Here is a 14888-nt window from a genome sequence, read left to right on the forward strand (position 1 = left end):
CGCTCCTGTCGCATGAGATTGGCTCTTTTGTCGCAATAAACAAGGCGCGGGACTGAGCCCCGCGCCTTGTTTTGGAATTTGAGAGGTCAGCGCTGTTAACGCTGACCGTTGACCAAGTGCTATTAGCGCTGACCGTGGAATGTACGGTTGATCACATCCATCTGCTGCTCACGGGTCAGCTTGATGAAGTTCACAGCGTAACCGGAGACACGAACGGTGAGCTGTGGGTACAGTTCAGGATGTTCCATTGCGTCTTCCAGGGTCTTGCGATCGAACACGTTCACGTTGATGTGGTGACCCATGTCATGCATGTAACCGTCGAGCAGGTGGGACAGGTTGTCGATCCGTTCAGCTTCGTCCTTGCCCAGTGCGCCCGGGATGATGGAGAAGGTGTAAGAGATACCGTCCTGGCTGTCTTCGTAAGGAAGTTTGCAGAGGGACTTCATGGAAGCCACTGCGCCCTTCTGGTCACGGCCATGCATTGGGTTTGCGCCCGGTGCAAATGGTTCGCCTGCTTTACGTCCATCCGGAGTAGAGCCAGTCTTTTTACCGTACACCACGTTGGATGTGATGGTCAGGACAGACTGTGTAGGTGTCGCATTGCGGTACATTGGCTGATTGCGGATTTTGCCCATGAATTTCTTCATGATGTCTTCTGCAATCACATCAACGCTGTCGTCGTTGTTACCGAAGCAAGGGAAGTCGCCCTCAATTTCGTAATCAACTGCGAGACCTTCGTCGTTACGGATGATCTTGACCTTCGCGTTTTTGATCGCGGAGATACTGTCAGCAACAACAGACAGACCAGCAATACCACATGCCATGGTGCGCAGGATGTCGCGGTCATGCAGCGCCATTTCAACGCGCTCGTAGTTGTACTTGTCGTGGCTGAAGTGGATGCAGTTCAGCGCCTGAACGTAGACTTTTGCAATCCAGTCGAGCATCTGGTCGTAAAGTGGTTCCAGCTCATCCCATTCCAGCACGTCGCCGGTGATTGGGTGCGCTTTTGGCCCAACCTGTTTGCCAGTTTTTTCGTCAATGCCGCCGTTGATTGCGTAAAGCATTGCTTTTGCAAGGTTGGCACGTGCACCAAAGAACTGCATCTGCTTGCCAATGCGCATTGCAGATACACAGCAAGCGATACCGTAGTCATCACCCCAGTAACGACGCATCAGGTCGTCATTTTCGTACTGAACAGAAGATGTCTCGATGGAGATCTTTGAGCAGTAGTCTTTGAAGCCCTTAGGCATATGCTCGGACCACAGAACGGTCAGGTTTGGTTCTGGTGCAGGGCCGAGGTTCACAAGGGTCTGCAGAACACGGAAGGAGCTTTTGGTGACCAGTGTCCGGCCATCGATGCCCATGCCGCCGATGGATTCAGTTACCCATACCGGATCGCCAGAGAACAGCGCGTTGTAGTCTGGAGTACGCATGAAGCGAACCATACGGAGCTTCATGACGAAGTGATCCATCAGTTCCTGTGCTTCATCTTCCGTGATGACGCCTTTGTCCAGATCGCGCTGGATGTACACGTCGAGGAAGGTGGTTGTGCGGCCCAGAGACATGGCTGCACCGTTCTGCTCTTTGATCGCAGCAAGGTAGCCAAGGTAAAGCCACTGAATGGCTTCGCGAGCGTTTTCTGCAGGGCGGCTGATGTCGCAGCCGTGTGCAGCGCCCATTTCCTTCAATTCAACGAGGGAACGGTACTGTTCAGAGATTTCTTCACGAAGGCGCAATGTTTCTTCGTTCAGGACGTTGCCGTCCAAAGAAGCATGCTGTGCTTTCTTGTCTTCCATCAGCTTGTCGATGCCGTACAGCGCAACGCGGCGGTAATCGCCGATGATGCGGCCGCGGCCATAAGCATCTGGAAGGCCGGTTACGATGCCAGCGGAACGAGCGCGGCGAATTTCCGGAGTGTAAAGATCGAACACACCGTCGTTGTGTGTTTTGCGGTGCTTAGAGAAAACCTCAGCGGTTTTTTCTGAGAGTTTGTAACCGTTGCTCTCCAGAGCGGCTGCTGCCATTTTCAGGCCGCCGTAAGGCATCAAAGCGCGCTTCAATGGGGCATCGGTCTGCAAACCAACGATCTTTTCGAGATCTTTGTTGATGTAGCCTGGTGCGTGAGAAACGATAGAAGAAACAACTTCAGTGTCAGCGTCGAGAACGCCTTTCTTGTTTTCTTCTTTCATCAACTCAAGAACGTTGTCCCAGAGTTTGGTTGTTGCAGCGGTTGGGCCAGCAAGGAAGTCGTCAGCACCTTCATAAGGGGTGTAGTTGAGCTGAATGAAATTGCGCACGTCAATTTCTTTGTTCCAGTCACCCTTTTTGAAACCTGCGTAAGCCTTGGGTCCGTCGTCTTTCAGAAATGGAAGAGTGTCGGAGGTAGCTTTATCGATGTTCTGGTGAACGCCCATTTTTAGGTCCTTCATCATTTGAGCAATTTAGCGTGGTGCTACAAGTAAATTCCAAAGGCTTGCAGTGAGTTACGCTTCCTTGCGTCCAGTGCTTGTTGACATTGACTGTACGCCTCAAGTGGGGCCGCATCTTGATTTATGTCAATTCCGAAATGGCTGGCAGACCTGCAAAAAATGCAAGGCAACATTATACAAATGCATACATTTTGGATATTGGGCGACCAATTGTGGGTGGTGATATAACTCGCTCAAGTTGTGTGCGTTGCAAGGAGGTCTGGAATGGTTCTAGTCCTATGAATTTGCTTATGAAATTACGTGTTAGGAGGTGCGGATTTTGTGCGTTTGCGAAACAGTGTAACAGGGCGCCCGCATTTTCACTTAGGTGCGGTCTAAGTACATTATAGTAAGTATAATGTAGGTAGGTCAATTTTGCATAGCTGATATGCGAAGTTTGAAATATTAGTGGCGGGGGTGGAAAATCGACTTTTAGGGTTCTGGGCAGCACCTGGAGGTGGCCAAAAAGACTCAATTTCACCACAAATCTTGATTGGTAAACGGTGATATCCACGAGAGATTCAGAGTGCCGCAATTGGAAAAAACTTTTGCCAATCAATTTCCTAGTGCGACAATCTGTAGGGCTCAATGAGATGTGACCGATATAATTGATGGAACGGGTTGACCTACCATCTGTTGCAGCGTGGCCACCACTCTCCTTCATGGTCTCCGTCAATCAGATGGTAGCCCTCATAGGCGGCGACAGTCATGCAAGAATGGTTGGGCAGAACACGGAGCTGTGATCCCAGAGGGTACAATTCGAAGGGAAGAGGGCTTCCGTCTCTGGTGGTGATGTAGCCATGCTCCTGGCTGACACCTTGCACATAAAGCAGTGGATCCAAGTGGCCGTCTGCATCGCTTAGAAGGCCGAAGCCACAGTCATTGCTTTGGCTTGCGCAGGAACGGTCCTTGGAGAGTGCTAGTCCGCCAGCATCGATGACAATGCGGTTGAGGTGTGGGGCGTGGCTGATGATGCTGGTGAGTACGGTGGCAGCCACATCTTCCATTGCGCACATGCCAAGGTTTGCCTGAAACACATCCTGAAAGACGTAAACGCCTGCGCGAACGTCAGAAACTCCGTCAAATGATGTTCCGAAGAGGGCTGTTGGTGTGGAGCCGATGCTGACTTGCGGGCAACGTAGGCCTGCTTCCAGAATGGCGTCTTTAACGGCAAGCGTTGCTGTGCGCTCCTGTTCCGCAGCGGCTTCCAGCTCCTGCTTGCCGTTTGCTGCATAGCTCACGCCGCCACCATGGGCCATAACGCCGGCGAATTCCATGTTAGATGCGTTTGCAAGTATTCTGGCGACATCTACGGCGCGCTGTTGATCTGCCTTTACGCCAGTGCGGTGACCGTCCACATCGACCTCCAGATAGACGCGCGGCTTTGGGCCATCCAATGTCATGGTAGATAGGTGCGTTGCCATTTCGGTACTGTCCAGACAGATGGACATTTGGGCGCCGGCGCGGTTGAGGCGCATGATGCGTTCCATCTTTTGCGGGATGATGGAGACGGCATAGAGGATATCTTTGAGGCCAAAGGAGGAAAAGTATTCTGCTTCCTTCAATGTGGAAACGGTCCAGCGGTCTGCGCCATGCTCTTGCAGAATGCGGGCGACATCAATGGACTTAGCTGTTTTGAGGTGCGGGCGCAGCGGAACGTCGATCTGTTTGAACCTGTCCGCCATGCCTTTGATGTTTCGGCGCATTGCAGCTTCATCGAGCAAAAGGCAAGGGGTTTGAAGGTCTTCAAGCATTGAGTGGCTCCGCAATCCAGATTGTTCCTCGTAAAAATGCCTAGCAGATCTGAGAAGGAATAAACAGTCGTATGCTCCGGTTTTATAAGAGAGCTACATTTTCTCACTATTTCAGTCTCTTAAGGGATCTTATGAACTTACAAGACGTGCTGCTCTGATGGGCGAGCGGGATGAGTGTTTGCCGCAATCTCCTCAACTTCTCGATGATTAACACACTGATTATCAAGAGGAGGCAGATAGGCAGGTCTGATCGGCGATTGTTTATGGCTTGAGGAGACTGGCTAATGAATGCGGAGAAAGTCCTGAGTATTTTAAATCCTGAACTGAAGAAGAAGCTTGCTGATAAATATGATGCTGCGGTGCCCGGTATGTCTGAGAGTGTGGTGGACTGGGCCTACGACAAGCATTATGGCCGGGAAGGGGTTGACCTGAAGACCCGGCAGTTGTGCAGTATTGCAGCTTTGACAGCGATGGGCGGCCATACAGGGCCGCAATTGGCCATGAACATTGAGCACACACTAAACTCAGGTGCGCGGCCCTCCGAGATTCTTGAGATCATCTGGCAAATGGCGGTCTATGCAGGCGTGCCCGCCGCCCTGAATGGCCTGAACACAGCAATCGCGTACTTTGAAGAAAAGGGGCTGGATCCGCGGTCTTGATAGAGTGTCTGGATATGGAAGTGGGTGATGAGCTAACCTCTATATACCTTTATTAAAATAATATTTTAACTTAAATATCAATGATATAGCTTGTTAGATTGTTCTTGATATGAGTTGTATTTTGCTTGCGCGCACTTCTAAGTTTGATTTCCTGCTGTTACTCCAATTGTGTGAAATGTGCATATATGGAGATTGAGTATGAAGGTGTTGCTGCGACGCGCGCTCATGGTTGGCGTGCTGGCGATTTTGGCGGGTTGTAATTCCGGGGTTTCCTCTCAAAAGGAATTTTCCCGCATCATGTATCAGGAGAACCTTTTTCCTGAATACCCGAAAGCTGGTCGGACTTATCTGAGCTTCAATCGGTTACATGGTTTCCAGGTAGAGTATTTCGGATCGAATAAATCGAATTTCCTTTGGTACCCTGGAAACAAAGTGGTTCTTCCCGGCAGATGGAAAGTGGACGGGAAATTGGTTTGCTACCAGTATGGCTCAAACACTTACAATCCGGTCACTGATAAGCGTGGCGGCAAGTGGAGTTGTACACCTCGGGAGTTCTCCGCCAAAGGTGTCGTCGCCTCATTGAAGGGGGATCCTTATGGACTTAGTCGTTCCAAAAAGGCGCCGTATATTTTGCAAAAATGCAAAGCGCCTAAGAAGTTTAAACTGCGCCGAGCAGCTACTTGCTGATCAGATATCTTGAGGTCGCGCGGAGCGATGCTCCGCGCGCTTAATCCTTACTTCTTCTTCGCGGGGCGGGATGGGCCTTCGCGTTCGGAGGATTGGGCCCAAAGGTTGATGTTGGCTTCTGTGGCGTACTGATCGATGGCGGTCAGCTCTTCCTCTGTGAACTCCAGATTGTTGATGGTGGCTGCACAGTCGATCACTTGCTCCTTACGGCTTGCGCCGATCAGTGCTGAGGTGACCCGGCCTTTGCGCAGAACCCATGCCAGAGCCATCTGGGCGAGTGTCTGCCCACGGTTCTCAGCAATCTCGTTGAGCGAGCGAATGTGGTTTAGGGTGGTTTCGTTGAGGAAGCTTTCCTGGAAGGAGCCGACGTGTTTGCCCGCGCGGCTGTCCTGCGGAACGCCACCCAGGTATTTGTTGGTCAGCATGCCCTGTGCAAGCGGGGAAAAGACGATCGATCCGATGCCTTCTTCTTCCAGCGTGTCAAGCAGGCCGTCTTCTTCCACCCATCGGTTGAGCATGGAATAGCTTGGCTGATGGATGAGGCATGGGGTGCCCAGTTCCTTCAAGATCTTCGCTGCTTCCTTGGTGCGCTTGGAGTTGTAAGAGGAAATGCCAACATAGAGCGCTTTACCCTGACGGACGATCTGGTCGAGGGCCATCATGGTCTCTTCCAGTGGTGTGTCCGGATCAAAACGGTGGGAATAAAAGATGTCGACGTAGTCCAGTCCCATGCGCTTCAAGGACTGATCGCAGCTGGCCATAAGGTACTTGCGGCTGCCCCATTCGCCATATGGTCCCGGCCACATGTCATATCCCGCTTTGGAAGAGATGACGAGTTCGTCGCGGTATCCGGCAAGGTCGGTGCGCAGGATCTCACCAAAGGCGGTTTCTGCACTGCCTGGAGGTGGGCCGTAGTTGTTGGCAAGGTCAAAGTGGGTGATACCCAGATCAAACGCGGTGCGGCACATCTCACGTTTGGTCTGGTGTGGGGTGGTTTCACCGAAGTTGTGCCAGAGACCGAGGGAGATGGCAGGTAGCTTGAGGCCACTCTTCCCGCAACGGTTGTACTTCATGGTGTCGTAGCGATTTTCAGCTGGTTGCCAAGCCATCAGATGTCCTCCCAGACTTCTGTTTATTTGTTTTGGATGGAAAATAAGGAGGGCTGGTGGCGCGGTTGCCACCAGATTTTTTGAAGGGTACGCTCAAAACGAGCGCGGTTTTTAAGCGGAGAGTTCAACCCAGACCGGGACGTGGTCTGATGGTTTTTCCCAGCCGCGGACGTGTTTGTCGATGCCGACGCCCTGCATGATGCGGGCGGCTTCCGGTGAGAGCAGCAGGTGGTCGATGCGGATACCGTTGTCACGTTGCCATGCACCTGCCTGATAATCCCAGAACGTGTAGGTTCCGGCGGTACCATTGGTGGCGCGGACGGCTTCGGTGAAACCGAGGTTGAGCAGGGCGCGGAAACGCTGGCGGCTTTCCGGGCGGAAGAGGGCATCACCGACCCAAGCCTCTGGCTTCTTTGCGTCTTCCGGCTCAGGAATGACGTTGTAATCGCCAACCAGCAGGAAGGCTTCTTCCTTTTCCAGTTGCTTAACGGCATGCTTGTGAAGGCGGTCCATCCAGCGCAGTTTATAAGGGAATTTTTCTGTCTCTACCGGATTGCCGTTTGGCAGGTAGAGGCAACCTACACGGATTGGTTCGTTGTCGCCTGCTATGACGGCCTCAATGTAACGGGCTTGTTCGTCTTCATCGTCACCTGGCAGGCGGCGGTTGACCTCTTCAAACGGGCGCTTGGACAGGATTGCTACACCGTTGAAGCCTTTCTGGCCGTGGGTTTCCAGATTGTAACCCAGCTCCTCAAACAGAGCGCGCGGGAAGTTCTCATCAACCGATTTAATTTCCTGAAAACAGGCGACGTCTGGCTGTTCTTCTTCGAGCCATTTGAGAACCGTTTCTAATCGCGCTTTGACGCCATTAATGTTCCAGCTTGCGATTTTCATCGGGTTTCCCTTCGAGAAGCAGCGAGGTCAGAGCTCTGCGCATCAATGCATTTGCAGCAGTTGCTCTGGCTGCTTGGTCTATATGTGTCTTGATTTGTTCTAGCACGGTGCCAGAGGAGGGCAAGGTGAGCAGCACAACTGTGTGTGGATGAGGGCTTGTCGTATGGCGTCGGGCAATCTTGGGGCGGCTTTACTTGGTTTTCTGATCTAAAAGCCTTTTGAGGTATTCAAGGATGAAGGCCAGTGCGATGAGTTGCCCACCGATTGCAAATGAACTCACAAGGACAGATGCCTGGGTCACAAACTGATCGGCAGTGTAAGCGAAGACGCCGAAATGCCAGTTCGCTATGAGCGACGTGACGATCTGCAGTACGCCAATACTCAGGAGCGCGTAAACAACCAGCTTGTGTGCGTTTTGAAAGGACAGCATGAGGCCTCTCTGAGGGTGTTGCGTGGGAGGGAACAAGTTCTACGCAGTGCGCGGATAACTGTTTTGCGTTGAAATGTGCGTTGGTTTGAGAGGAAAGCGGGAAAGCTGCGTTTTTGTGTGGTGGGGCTTTGAGGCTGGTAGGGCGTGGTTGCTTTGGGATGCATTCACGCCCGTTGTCTGACTTATCCCCCTGATGTGCGACTGGCTTATCTTAGATGGAGAAGCTTGTGCCGCATCCGCAGCCGGCGGCGGCTTGAGGATTTGAGATCTGGAAGGACTGGCCCATGAGATCTGTCACGAAGTCAATTTCGGAGCCTGCCATGTATTGCAGGGAGATGCTGTCGATGAGAACCGTCGCGCCGAGTTTGGCGAGGACGAGGTCGTCGTCTTCCTGTTCTTTTACAATGTCATACTTGTATTGAAAACCGGAACAGCCGCCACCTTCGACAGAAATGCGAAGCATACTGCCATTGGTTTCTGTTTCCAGTATCTGGGCAACGCGTTTTGCGGCCTTGTCGGTCAAGCCGACAGTGTTTTCAGGGGTCTGGGTCATAAGCTCAGTCTTGTTTCGGCTTGCGTACTTTCTTTAAAGCTGTTTGCTTTTGGTTTGGGCTGCTTAAACAGCTTTAAAGATTATTTATCTGCGTATTCTTATCCGAAAACCGGTAGCCACTTTTCGGGAATGCGCTTTGCCTTATAATTTAGGTGGTCTCCATGGTAATTTCCATAGTATTTTATTGCTAAATTACATTTGGCTTGGGAAAGCGGTTGTTTACAGGGCCTTTACATCTGTTATGTCATTGCTGTGATACGAAAATCGCAGGGAATGACCTGGGCATTTTCTGATTGTAAGGGGTGGGGGATAAAGAATGGTCAAGACGTTAGGATACGGGGCTCAGCCACGGGCGGAGTATGCTGTTGATCCGGAAGTCAGCCGTGGCCGACTTTTTCCAGAACCGGAGAGCCCGACACGCACGCCGTTTCAGCGTGACCGTGATCGTATTATTCATAGTGCTGCTTTCCGCCGCCTTAAGCATAAGACTCAGGTGTTTGTGTATCATGAGGGTGACCACTTCCGCACACGTCTGACACACACCATTGAGGTCTCCCAGATTGCGCGCTCGCTGGCGCGTGCGCTGCGGTTGGATGAGGATCTGGCGGAGTGTCTGGCGCTGGCGCATGATCTTGGACACACTCCGTTTGGGCATGAGGGTGAGGACGTGATGCATGAATGCATGGCGGACTATGGCGGGTTTGATCACAACGCCCAGTCTCTGCGCATCGTGACGGATCTGGAACGCCGGTATGCGGAGTTTGATGGGCTCAATCTGGCGTGGGAGACGCTGGAAGGGCTTGTGAAGCACAATGGGCCGCTGACGGATCGATCCGGCGCGCCGTGTGGCAAGCTTGAAGGCAAGCATTTGCCGTTTGCTGTGAGTGAGTACGCCAAGCATCAGGATTTGCTGCTCTGGTCGTGGCCGAGTGCTGAAGCGCAGGTGGCGGCGATAGCAGATGATATTGCATATGACGCGCATGATCTGGATGACGGATTGCGGGCAGGGCTGCTCAGTTTTGAGGCTATGAAAGACGTGCCGTATCTGAAGCGTATTCTGGATGAGGTGGACGGGAAATATCCCGGTCTTGAGGATGCACGGCGTATTCACGAGATTGGGCGCAGATGTATTACCGGCATGGTAGAGGACGTGATTGCGGAGAGTATTTCCCGAATTAATCAGGTTTCTCCCAAGAAATGCGGGGATATTCGTGATGCAAATGGTCCTGTTATTGCCTTTTCAACTGAAATGGCGCGAGAAGAGCGCGAGTTGAAAGAGTTTTTATTTGCCAATCTGTACCGGCACGAAAGTGTTCTGGCGGTTCGCAGGAAGGTTGCCAAAGTGGTGCGGGATTTATTCCATGCCTACTTTAAGGCACCGGAAAGAATGCCAGAACCTTGGTGTACAGGGCTGAAAGGTGAGGGTGATGATGTGAAGGCCCGCAGGGTCTGTGACTTCATTGCAGGCATGACAGACCGTTATGCCATAGACGAACATCGACGATTATTTGACGATACCCCAGAACTGGGGTAATGCGCCAATTCAAACACTATTAATTCATGGAGTTTATGTGGGGCTATGGCTTTGCAAAACCCTGTGAGCTGTCAAAACTAGGCTATTAAAAATGAACATCTTTGCAGACTTCGCCGAAAGGGTAAACAGTGTAGTCAAGGGTCTCGACCTTGCTGCTGACGCGCCGGAGCTGGATCTCCGACGTGTGACTGTTGAACCTCCTCGGGATGCTGCTCATGGCGATCTGGCGACCAACGCTGCCATGGTGCTGGCTAAACAGCTGAAGATGAAGCCGCGTGATCTTGCCGAAAAGATTGCAGAAGGCCTGCGCGCGGACAGTGAAGTTGATGCTGTTGATGTTGCCGGACCTGGCTTCATCAACATCCGCGTGAACAAGGTTCTGTGGGAGCGTGTGCTGGCAGATGTTGTTGCCAAGGGCAATGCGTTTGGCAGTGGCAGCCGTGGTGCTGGTCTGAAGGTGAACGTGGAGTATGTTTCCGCGAACCCGACCGGCCCGATGCATGTGGGCCATACACGCGGCGCTGTTGTGGGCGATGCGCTGGCGAGCCTGTTGCAGTTTGCCGGTTACGATGTGACCCGCGAATACGTGATCAACGATGCTGGCTCCCAGATCGATACTCTGGCGAAGTCCGCCTTCTTGCGCTACCGCGAAGCGCTGGGTGAAGACATTGGTCAGATCCCTGAGGGCTATTATCCGGGCGAATACCTCATTCCCGTCGGCAAAGCGCTGGCAGAGGAGTTTGGTGAGAGCCTGAAGGATATGAGTGAGGGCGAACGTCATGCTATGCTCAAGAGCTATGCCGTTGACAAGATGATGGATTTGATCCGTGAAGACCTTAGTGCTCTGAACGTTAAGCACGACGTGTTCTTCTCAGAAAAAACCATGCATGGTCAGGGGAATGCCATTGATCTGACGCTCGATGCTCTGCGTCAGCGCGATCTGGTTTACACTGGCACTCTGCCACCACCAAAAGGCGAAGTGCCGGATGACTGGGAAGACCGTGAACAGACTCTGTTCCGTTCTTCCAACTACGGTGATGACAGTGACCGTGCGCTGGTGAAATCTGATGGCAGCTACACCTACTTTGCGGCTGACGTTGCTTATATGCGCGACAAGATCGAGCGCGGGTTCAAAGAGATCATCTTTGTGCTTGGTGCGGACCATGGCGGCTATGTGAAGCGTCTGGAAGCGATCGGCAATGCGATCTCCGGCGGTGATGTGGATGTGATTGTGCGTCTGTGTCAGCTCGTGAAGCTTTTCAAGGGCGGCGCCGAGTTCAAAATGTCCAAGCGCTCTGGTAATTTCATCACCCTTCGCGATGTGGTTGATGAAGTGGGCGTAGATGCGGTACGCTTTATGATGCTCTATCGTAAGAACGATGCGCAGCTGGACTTCGATTTTGACAAGGTGAAAGAGCAGTCAAAAGACAATCCAGTGTTTTATGTTCAGTACGGTCACGCTCGGTGTCATTCTGTGCTGCGTCAGGCTGCTGGAGAGCTGGATTGGTTCTCCAATACCCCTGAAGAGTTGCAGTCTGCAGATTTTGCACAACTTGAAGATGAGGGTGAACTTGCACTGGTCGCGAAGATGGCTCAGTGGCCTCGAATTGTAGACGGAGCCTCAGAAAATCACGAGCCGCACCGCATCGCGTTCTATCTGTATGAGCTTGCAAGCGCCCTGCATGGACACTGGTCCAGAGGCAAGGAAAAGCCGCAATTACGCTTTATTAATGATAAAACGCCAGAATTAACCAAAGCTCGACTCGCGTTAGTTTACGCAGTTTCACAGGTAATTGCTTCTGGCCTCAATGTTTTGGGTGTCACAGCACCAAATGAAATGCGCTAGTGCCTGAGCATAGTTGATAGAGTACTGGAGGTTCGCGGTGGGGATTGCGAGCCTCTTATTTAAGGGAAAACACCGCTGCAATGACCAATCGCTCCAAGTATCCGGGACCGGGTGAGGTTTCTGCTAGGCAATCGGCAGGCGATGAACCGCAACAGTGGGCAGGCGATCAAGATCCGCTCGTAGAACTTGCCAGAATTGTCGGGGAGAGCGCTGCTCAGTACCGTCCTAGTTCTCGCGTCGAAAGCGAAGTCTCTGACCGTCCGCTGTTTCCAAAAACTGATGAGCGCAGCGTTGCTGCCGATCATGCTCCACAGCATGGCTCTCAGGATGCCACGTTGGCCGATGATTATTCAGTGGGTGCAGCTGAAGCAAATGAGCCTGCATCAACTCAAGATTCATTTGCGGCTCTGGATGCTGTGTTTGCATCTCCAAAGACTTCCGCGTCACCTGCACATGCTGATCCATTTGCGGATTTAAGTGCTGCTGCGTTGTCCGCTGGTGCACCAAGTGAGGCTGTTGATTACGTCAGCGACCTTCCTCCTGTTCCAAAAGCGGTGGCTGTGCCTGAAGCTAAGCCAGTTCCTGCGCCTGCACCTGTGCGCCAGTCTGTGACTGCCGCTGACGTGACTGCAGAGCCGGAAATGGATGATATTCTTTCCCGCGACCTTGAAGAGAGCCTTGTTGCTTCTCTGAATCAGTCTCAGGTGGAGCGTGAGCAGACGTCTCGTCCTCAACGGTCCGTGAGCCGTGCGACACCGACGCTGGATGCTGTTGGTGCACGGGATGTTCGTCCTGAGCAGACTTTGCGTGAGCGTTTGGAACGCCGCACTGCGGATGCTCCGCGTGCAGTTGAAACACCGCGTGCGGCTGAGCCTGCTGCTCCTGTGCAGAGTGCGGCATCTGCTGCGCCGAGAGCTCTGGATGAGCTTTCCCAAAGTGATTATGATAGCTGGCGCGCCGAGCGCGCTGCAGAGCGTGCAACCGCAGCTGCCGCTGCTAAACCTGTTCAGCCTGCTCCGGCACCAGCGCCTGCGGTTGAAGAAGCTCCTGCCGCGCCTCAATTGCGTGGCACGCATGATGATGTGGCGGCTGCAGCTGAATCTGTTTCATTTGAACCGGATATGACCGCGTTTGCGATGGACACCGGTGCTGAGCTTGAAGGTGAGCACATCACTGCTCCTGAAGTGTCTGCACAGGAAACTGTTATTCCTGCCAAGCACCTTGAAGAAGCCTTGATGGCTGAGTTCAGTCTTGAAGGTGAAGCGCAGCCGAGCGTTGTTGCTGAACCTGTTGCGCCTCAGCCTGCGCGCAATGTTGCGCAAGACATTGAAGCGAGCGTTGATGACATCTTCGCAGATGAAATTGCGCAGGAGCCGCAGCCAGAACCAGAGCCGGAAGTTGAAATCGGTCCTGAAGTGGCTGCAGAGCTGAATGAATTTGAACGCATGAGCGCCGGTTTTGAACAGGTTGCTCAGGAAATCGACCCATTTGCCAATGAGGGCGATGACGCCTGGCAGCTGGACGAAAGCGTTGCAAGCGACACGTCTTTGGATGAAATGTCCTGGCCTGCAGCTGCTGAGAAGCTGGCGCAGACGGAAGCTGCTCATCAAGAGGCAATGAGTGCTGCGAAAAAGCAGGGTGAAGAGCAGTCTCCTCCTCCTGGCGGATATGATCTTGATGCTGTGGCGCAGGCCATGCGCAAAGAAGACCCGAGCCTTGATGGCGGTGTTCTTCCGCAGGCTGTACCGCGCGTTTCTGTTGATGTTCCGATTGAAGCAGACGAGAGCCGCAGTGGCGGCGGTATGCGGAAAGGCCTGATGGCTGCTGCATCCATTGTTGCGATTGTTGTGGTTGGCGGTGCCGGCTTGTTCCTGTTCGACTTTGGCGGAGCAGGCGGAGATGCGACACCGCCACCGGTCATTCGCGCTGATGCCTCTCCAATGAAGGAGGTTCCATCTCCTTCTGCGCAGCCTAAAAATGACACTGCAAAAGTCTTTTCTCCGCAGGAAGCGTCTCAGCCAGTTACTGGTGAGAAGATGATTCAGCGTGAAGATGCAGCTGTTACTCCACTGCCGCCTGCGTCCAGCGAAACGGATACTGCCAAGTCCAGCGTGTTTGATGTGAACCCGACGAAGAAGGTGCGAACCGTTATTGTTCGTCCTGACGGAACCATCGTTCAACGGGCTGGTGGTGCAGAGGCTAATACGTCTGCGCAGCCACGTGTTGTTACAAGCAGCACTGTGCGCAACAGCAATCCACAGAATACGGGTAGCACCACACCAGCGGCAACGTCTGGGCAGTGGGATCCACTTCCGGGTGAAACCCAGAGTGCTAACCAGCAAACTGCTGCTGTGCCAACAACCACAAGCTTGCAGGATGCGTTTGCGAACGCTCCGGTGGCAACACGGACCGAGACGCGCAACACGCTTCTGGGTGTGAGTGTTGTGCCACAGTCCAAGCCGTTTGTTGTGGCCTCTGCCAATACAGGCAGTGGTACTGTTCGCTCCAACACACTGACGCCGCTGCAACCACAGCAGACGTCTCGTGCCAGCAACGCGCCACTGAACCTGACTGGTAATCAGAACACGCAGACAGCTGCTGTAAATCCGCAGGCGATTGCTCCAACTCCGACACCGAGTGAAGGTGTTGTGGGTGAGATTCCTGGTGGTACTTACATCGTGCAGGTGGCTTCTGTGCGCACTGTTGAGGATGCTCGTGGTCAGATCCGCCGCTACAACAGCCGCTATCCAAACCTGATGGCTTTGGTGACGCCGGTGATTACGCGTGCTGATCTTGGCGACAAAGGCATTTACTACCGTATTCAGGTGCCGTTTGACGGTCCGACCAGTGCGAACACCTTCTGCGGTGAGTTTAAATCTGCTGGTGGCGACTGTTACGTTCGCCGCAACTAAATACGCTTTCCCTTTTCGGGGACTACGCTTTGGAGCTTGACG

At 52.9% G+C, this 14888-nt stretch carries 11 protein-coding genes; 5 read left to right on the top strand and 6 right to left on the bottom strand.

What is annotated here, in order from left to right; all coding sequences use genetic code 11:
* Positions 1-122 precede the first annotated feature (122 nt).
* Both pflB and BM231_RS18460 read right to left on the bottom strand, forming a co-directional pair.
* Positions 123-2414, bottom strand: coding sequence for a formate C-acetyltransferase (gene pflB / locus BM231_RS18455; protein ID WP_208860488.1), 2292 nt, complete (start codon positions 2412-2414; stop codon positions 123-125).
* 680 nt (positions 2415-3094) lie between these two features.
* Positions 3095-4222 carry an alanine racemase gene (locus BM231_RS18460; RefSeq protein ID WP_093521657.1) on the bottom strand — a complete coding sequence of 376 codons (1128 nt, stop codon included), beginning with the start codon at positions 4220-4222 and terminating at the stop codon, positions 3095-3097.
* A 284-nt stretch (positions 4223-4506) separates the two neighbouring features.
* Between BM231_RS18460 and BM231_RS18465 the strand changes: the two genes are divergently transcribed.
* A complete protein-coding gene (locus tag BM231_RS18465) occupies positions 4507-4881 on the top strand; it encodes a carboxymuconolactone decarboxylase family protein (protein WP_093521659.1) in 375 nt (124 codons plus the stop codon).
* Between the two features lie 198 nt (positions 4882-5079).
* Positions 5080-5568, top strand: a complete 489-nt coding sequence (locus BM231_RS18470) for a hypothetical protein (protein ID WP_063311256.1) — start codon at positions 5080-5082, stop codon at positions 5566-5568.
* A 47-nt stretch (positions 5569-5615) separates the two neighbouring features.
* On the opposite strand, the gene mgrA is transcribed toward BM231_RS18470, so the two are convergent.
* The 4 genes from mgrA to erpA all read right to left on the bottom strand — a co-directional run bounded on the left by mgrA (position 5616) and on the right by erpA (position 8554).
* On the bottom strand, positions 5616-6677 hold the full coding sequence (mgrA, locus tag BM231_RS18475; protein WP_093521661.1) for an L-glyceraldehyde 3-phosphate reductase: 1062 nt from the start codon (positions 6675-6677) through the stop codon (positions 5616-5618).
* A gap of 111 nt (positions 6678-6788) precedes the next feature.
* Positions 6789-7571: an exodeoxyribonuclease III gene (gene xth, locus BM231_RS18480; protein WP_093521663.1), complete on the bottom strand. Its 783-nt coding sequence runs from the start codon at positions 7569-7571 to the stop codon at positions 6789-6791.
* A 190-nt stretch (positions 7572-7761) separates the two neighbouring features.
* A complete protein-coding gene (locus BM231_RS18485; protein WP_093521665.1) occupies positions 7762-8001 on the bottom strand; it encodes a hypothetical protein in 240 nt (79 codons plus the stop codon).
* Between the two features lie 211 nt (positions 8002-8212).
* Positions 8213-8554, bottom strand: coding sequence for an iron-sulfur cluster insertion protein ErpA (gene erpA / locus BM231_RS18490; RefSeq protein WP_057466246.1), 342 nt, complete (start codon positions 8552-8554; stop codon positions 8213-8215).
* 316 nt (positions 8555-8870) lie between these two features.
* Here erpA and BM231_RS18495 point away from each other — a divergent pair, with 316 nt between their 5' ends.
* The 3 genes from BM231_RS18495 (at position 8871) to BM231_RS18505 (ending at position 14846) form a co-directional block, all read left to right on the top strand.
* Positions 8871-10088 (top strand): deoxyguanosinetriphosphate triphosphohydrolase, encoded by a 1218-nt coding sequence (locus tag BM231_RS18495; RefSeq protein ID WP_093521667.1) that lies wholly within the window; start codon positions 8871-8873, stop codon positions 10086-10088.
* Between the two features lie 91 nt (positions 10089-10179).
* Positions 10180-11934, top strand: coding sequence for an arginine--tRNA ligase (argS, locus tag BM231_RS18500; protein ID WP_093521669.1), 1755 nt, complete (start codon positions 10180-10182; stop codon positions 11932-11934).
* Between the two features lie 80 nt (positions 11935-12014).
* Positions 12015-14846 carry an SPOR domain-containing protein gene (locus BM231_RS18505; RefSeq protein WP_093521671.1) on the top strand — a complete coding sequence of 944 codons (2832 nt, stop codon included), beginning with the start codon at positions 12015-12017 and terminating at the stop codon, positions 14844-14846.
* Positions 14847-14888 lie beyond the last annotated feature (42 nt).

Source organism: Pseudovibrio ascidiaceicola (assembly GCF_900114245.1).
Taxonomy (GTDB): domain Bacteria; phylum Pseudomonadota; class Alphaproteobacteria; order Rhizobiales; family Stappiaceae; genus Pseudovibrio; species Pseudovibrio ascidiaceicola.

What these genes read in the sequence shown, in the direction of transcription:
- pflB (WP_208860488.1), bottom strand. Translation starts at nt 2,414, where the DNA reads ATGGGCGTTCACCAGAACATCGATAAAGCTACCTCCGACACTCTTCCA.
- BM231_RS18460 (WP_093521657.1), bottom strand. Translation starts at nt 4,222, where the DNA reads ATGCTTGAAGACCTTCAAACCCCTTGCCTTTTGCTCGATGAAGCTGCA.
- BM231_RS18465 (WP_093521659.1), top strand. Translation starts at nt 4,507, where the DNA reads ATGAATGCGGAGAAAGTCCTGAGTATTTTAAATCCTGAACTGAAGAAG.
- BM231_RS18470 (WP_063311256.1), top strand. Translation starts at nt 5,080, where the DNA reads ATGAAGGTGTTGCTGCGACGCGCGCTCATGGTTGGCGTGCTGGCGATT.
- mgrA (WP_093521661.1), bottom strand. Translation starts at nt 6,677, where the DNA reads ATGGCTTGGCAACCAGCTGAAAATCGCTACGACACCATGAAGTACAAC.
- xth (WP_093521663.1), bottom strand. Translation starts at nt 7,571, where the DNA reads ATGAAAATCGCAAGCTGGAACATTAATGGCGTCAAAGCGCGATTAGAA.
- BM231_RS18485 (WP_093521665.1), bottom strand. Translation starts at nt 8,001, where the DNA reads ATGCTGTCCTTTCAAAACGCACACAAGCTGGTTGTTTACGCGCTCCTG.
- erpA (WP_057466246.1), bottom strand. Translation starts at nt 8,554, where the DNA reads ATGACCCAGACCCCTGAAAACACTGTCGGCTTGACCGACAAGGCCGCA.
- BM231_RS18495 (WP_093521667.1), top strand. Translation starts at nt 8,871, where the DNA reads ATGGTCAAGACGTTAGGATACGGGGCTCAGCCACGGGCGGAGTATGCT.
- argS (WP_093521669.1), top strand. Translation starts at nt 10,180, where the DNA reads ATGAACATCTTTGCAGACTTCGCCGAAAGGGTAAACAGTGTAGTCAAG.
- BM231_RS18505 (WP_093521671.1), top strand. Translation starts at nt 12,015, where the DNA reads ATGACCAATCGCTCCAAGTATCCGGGACCGGGTGAGGTTTCTGCTAGG.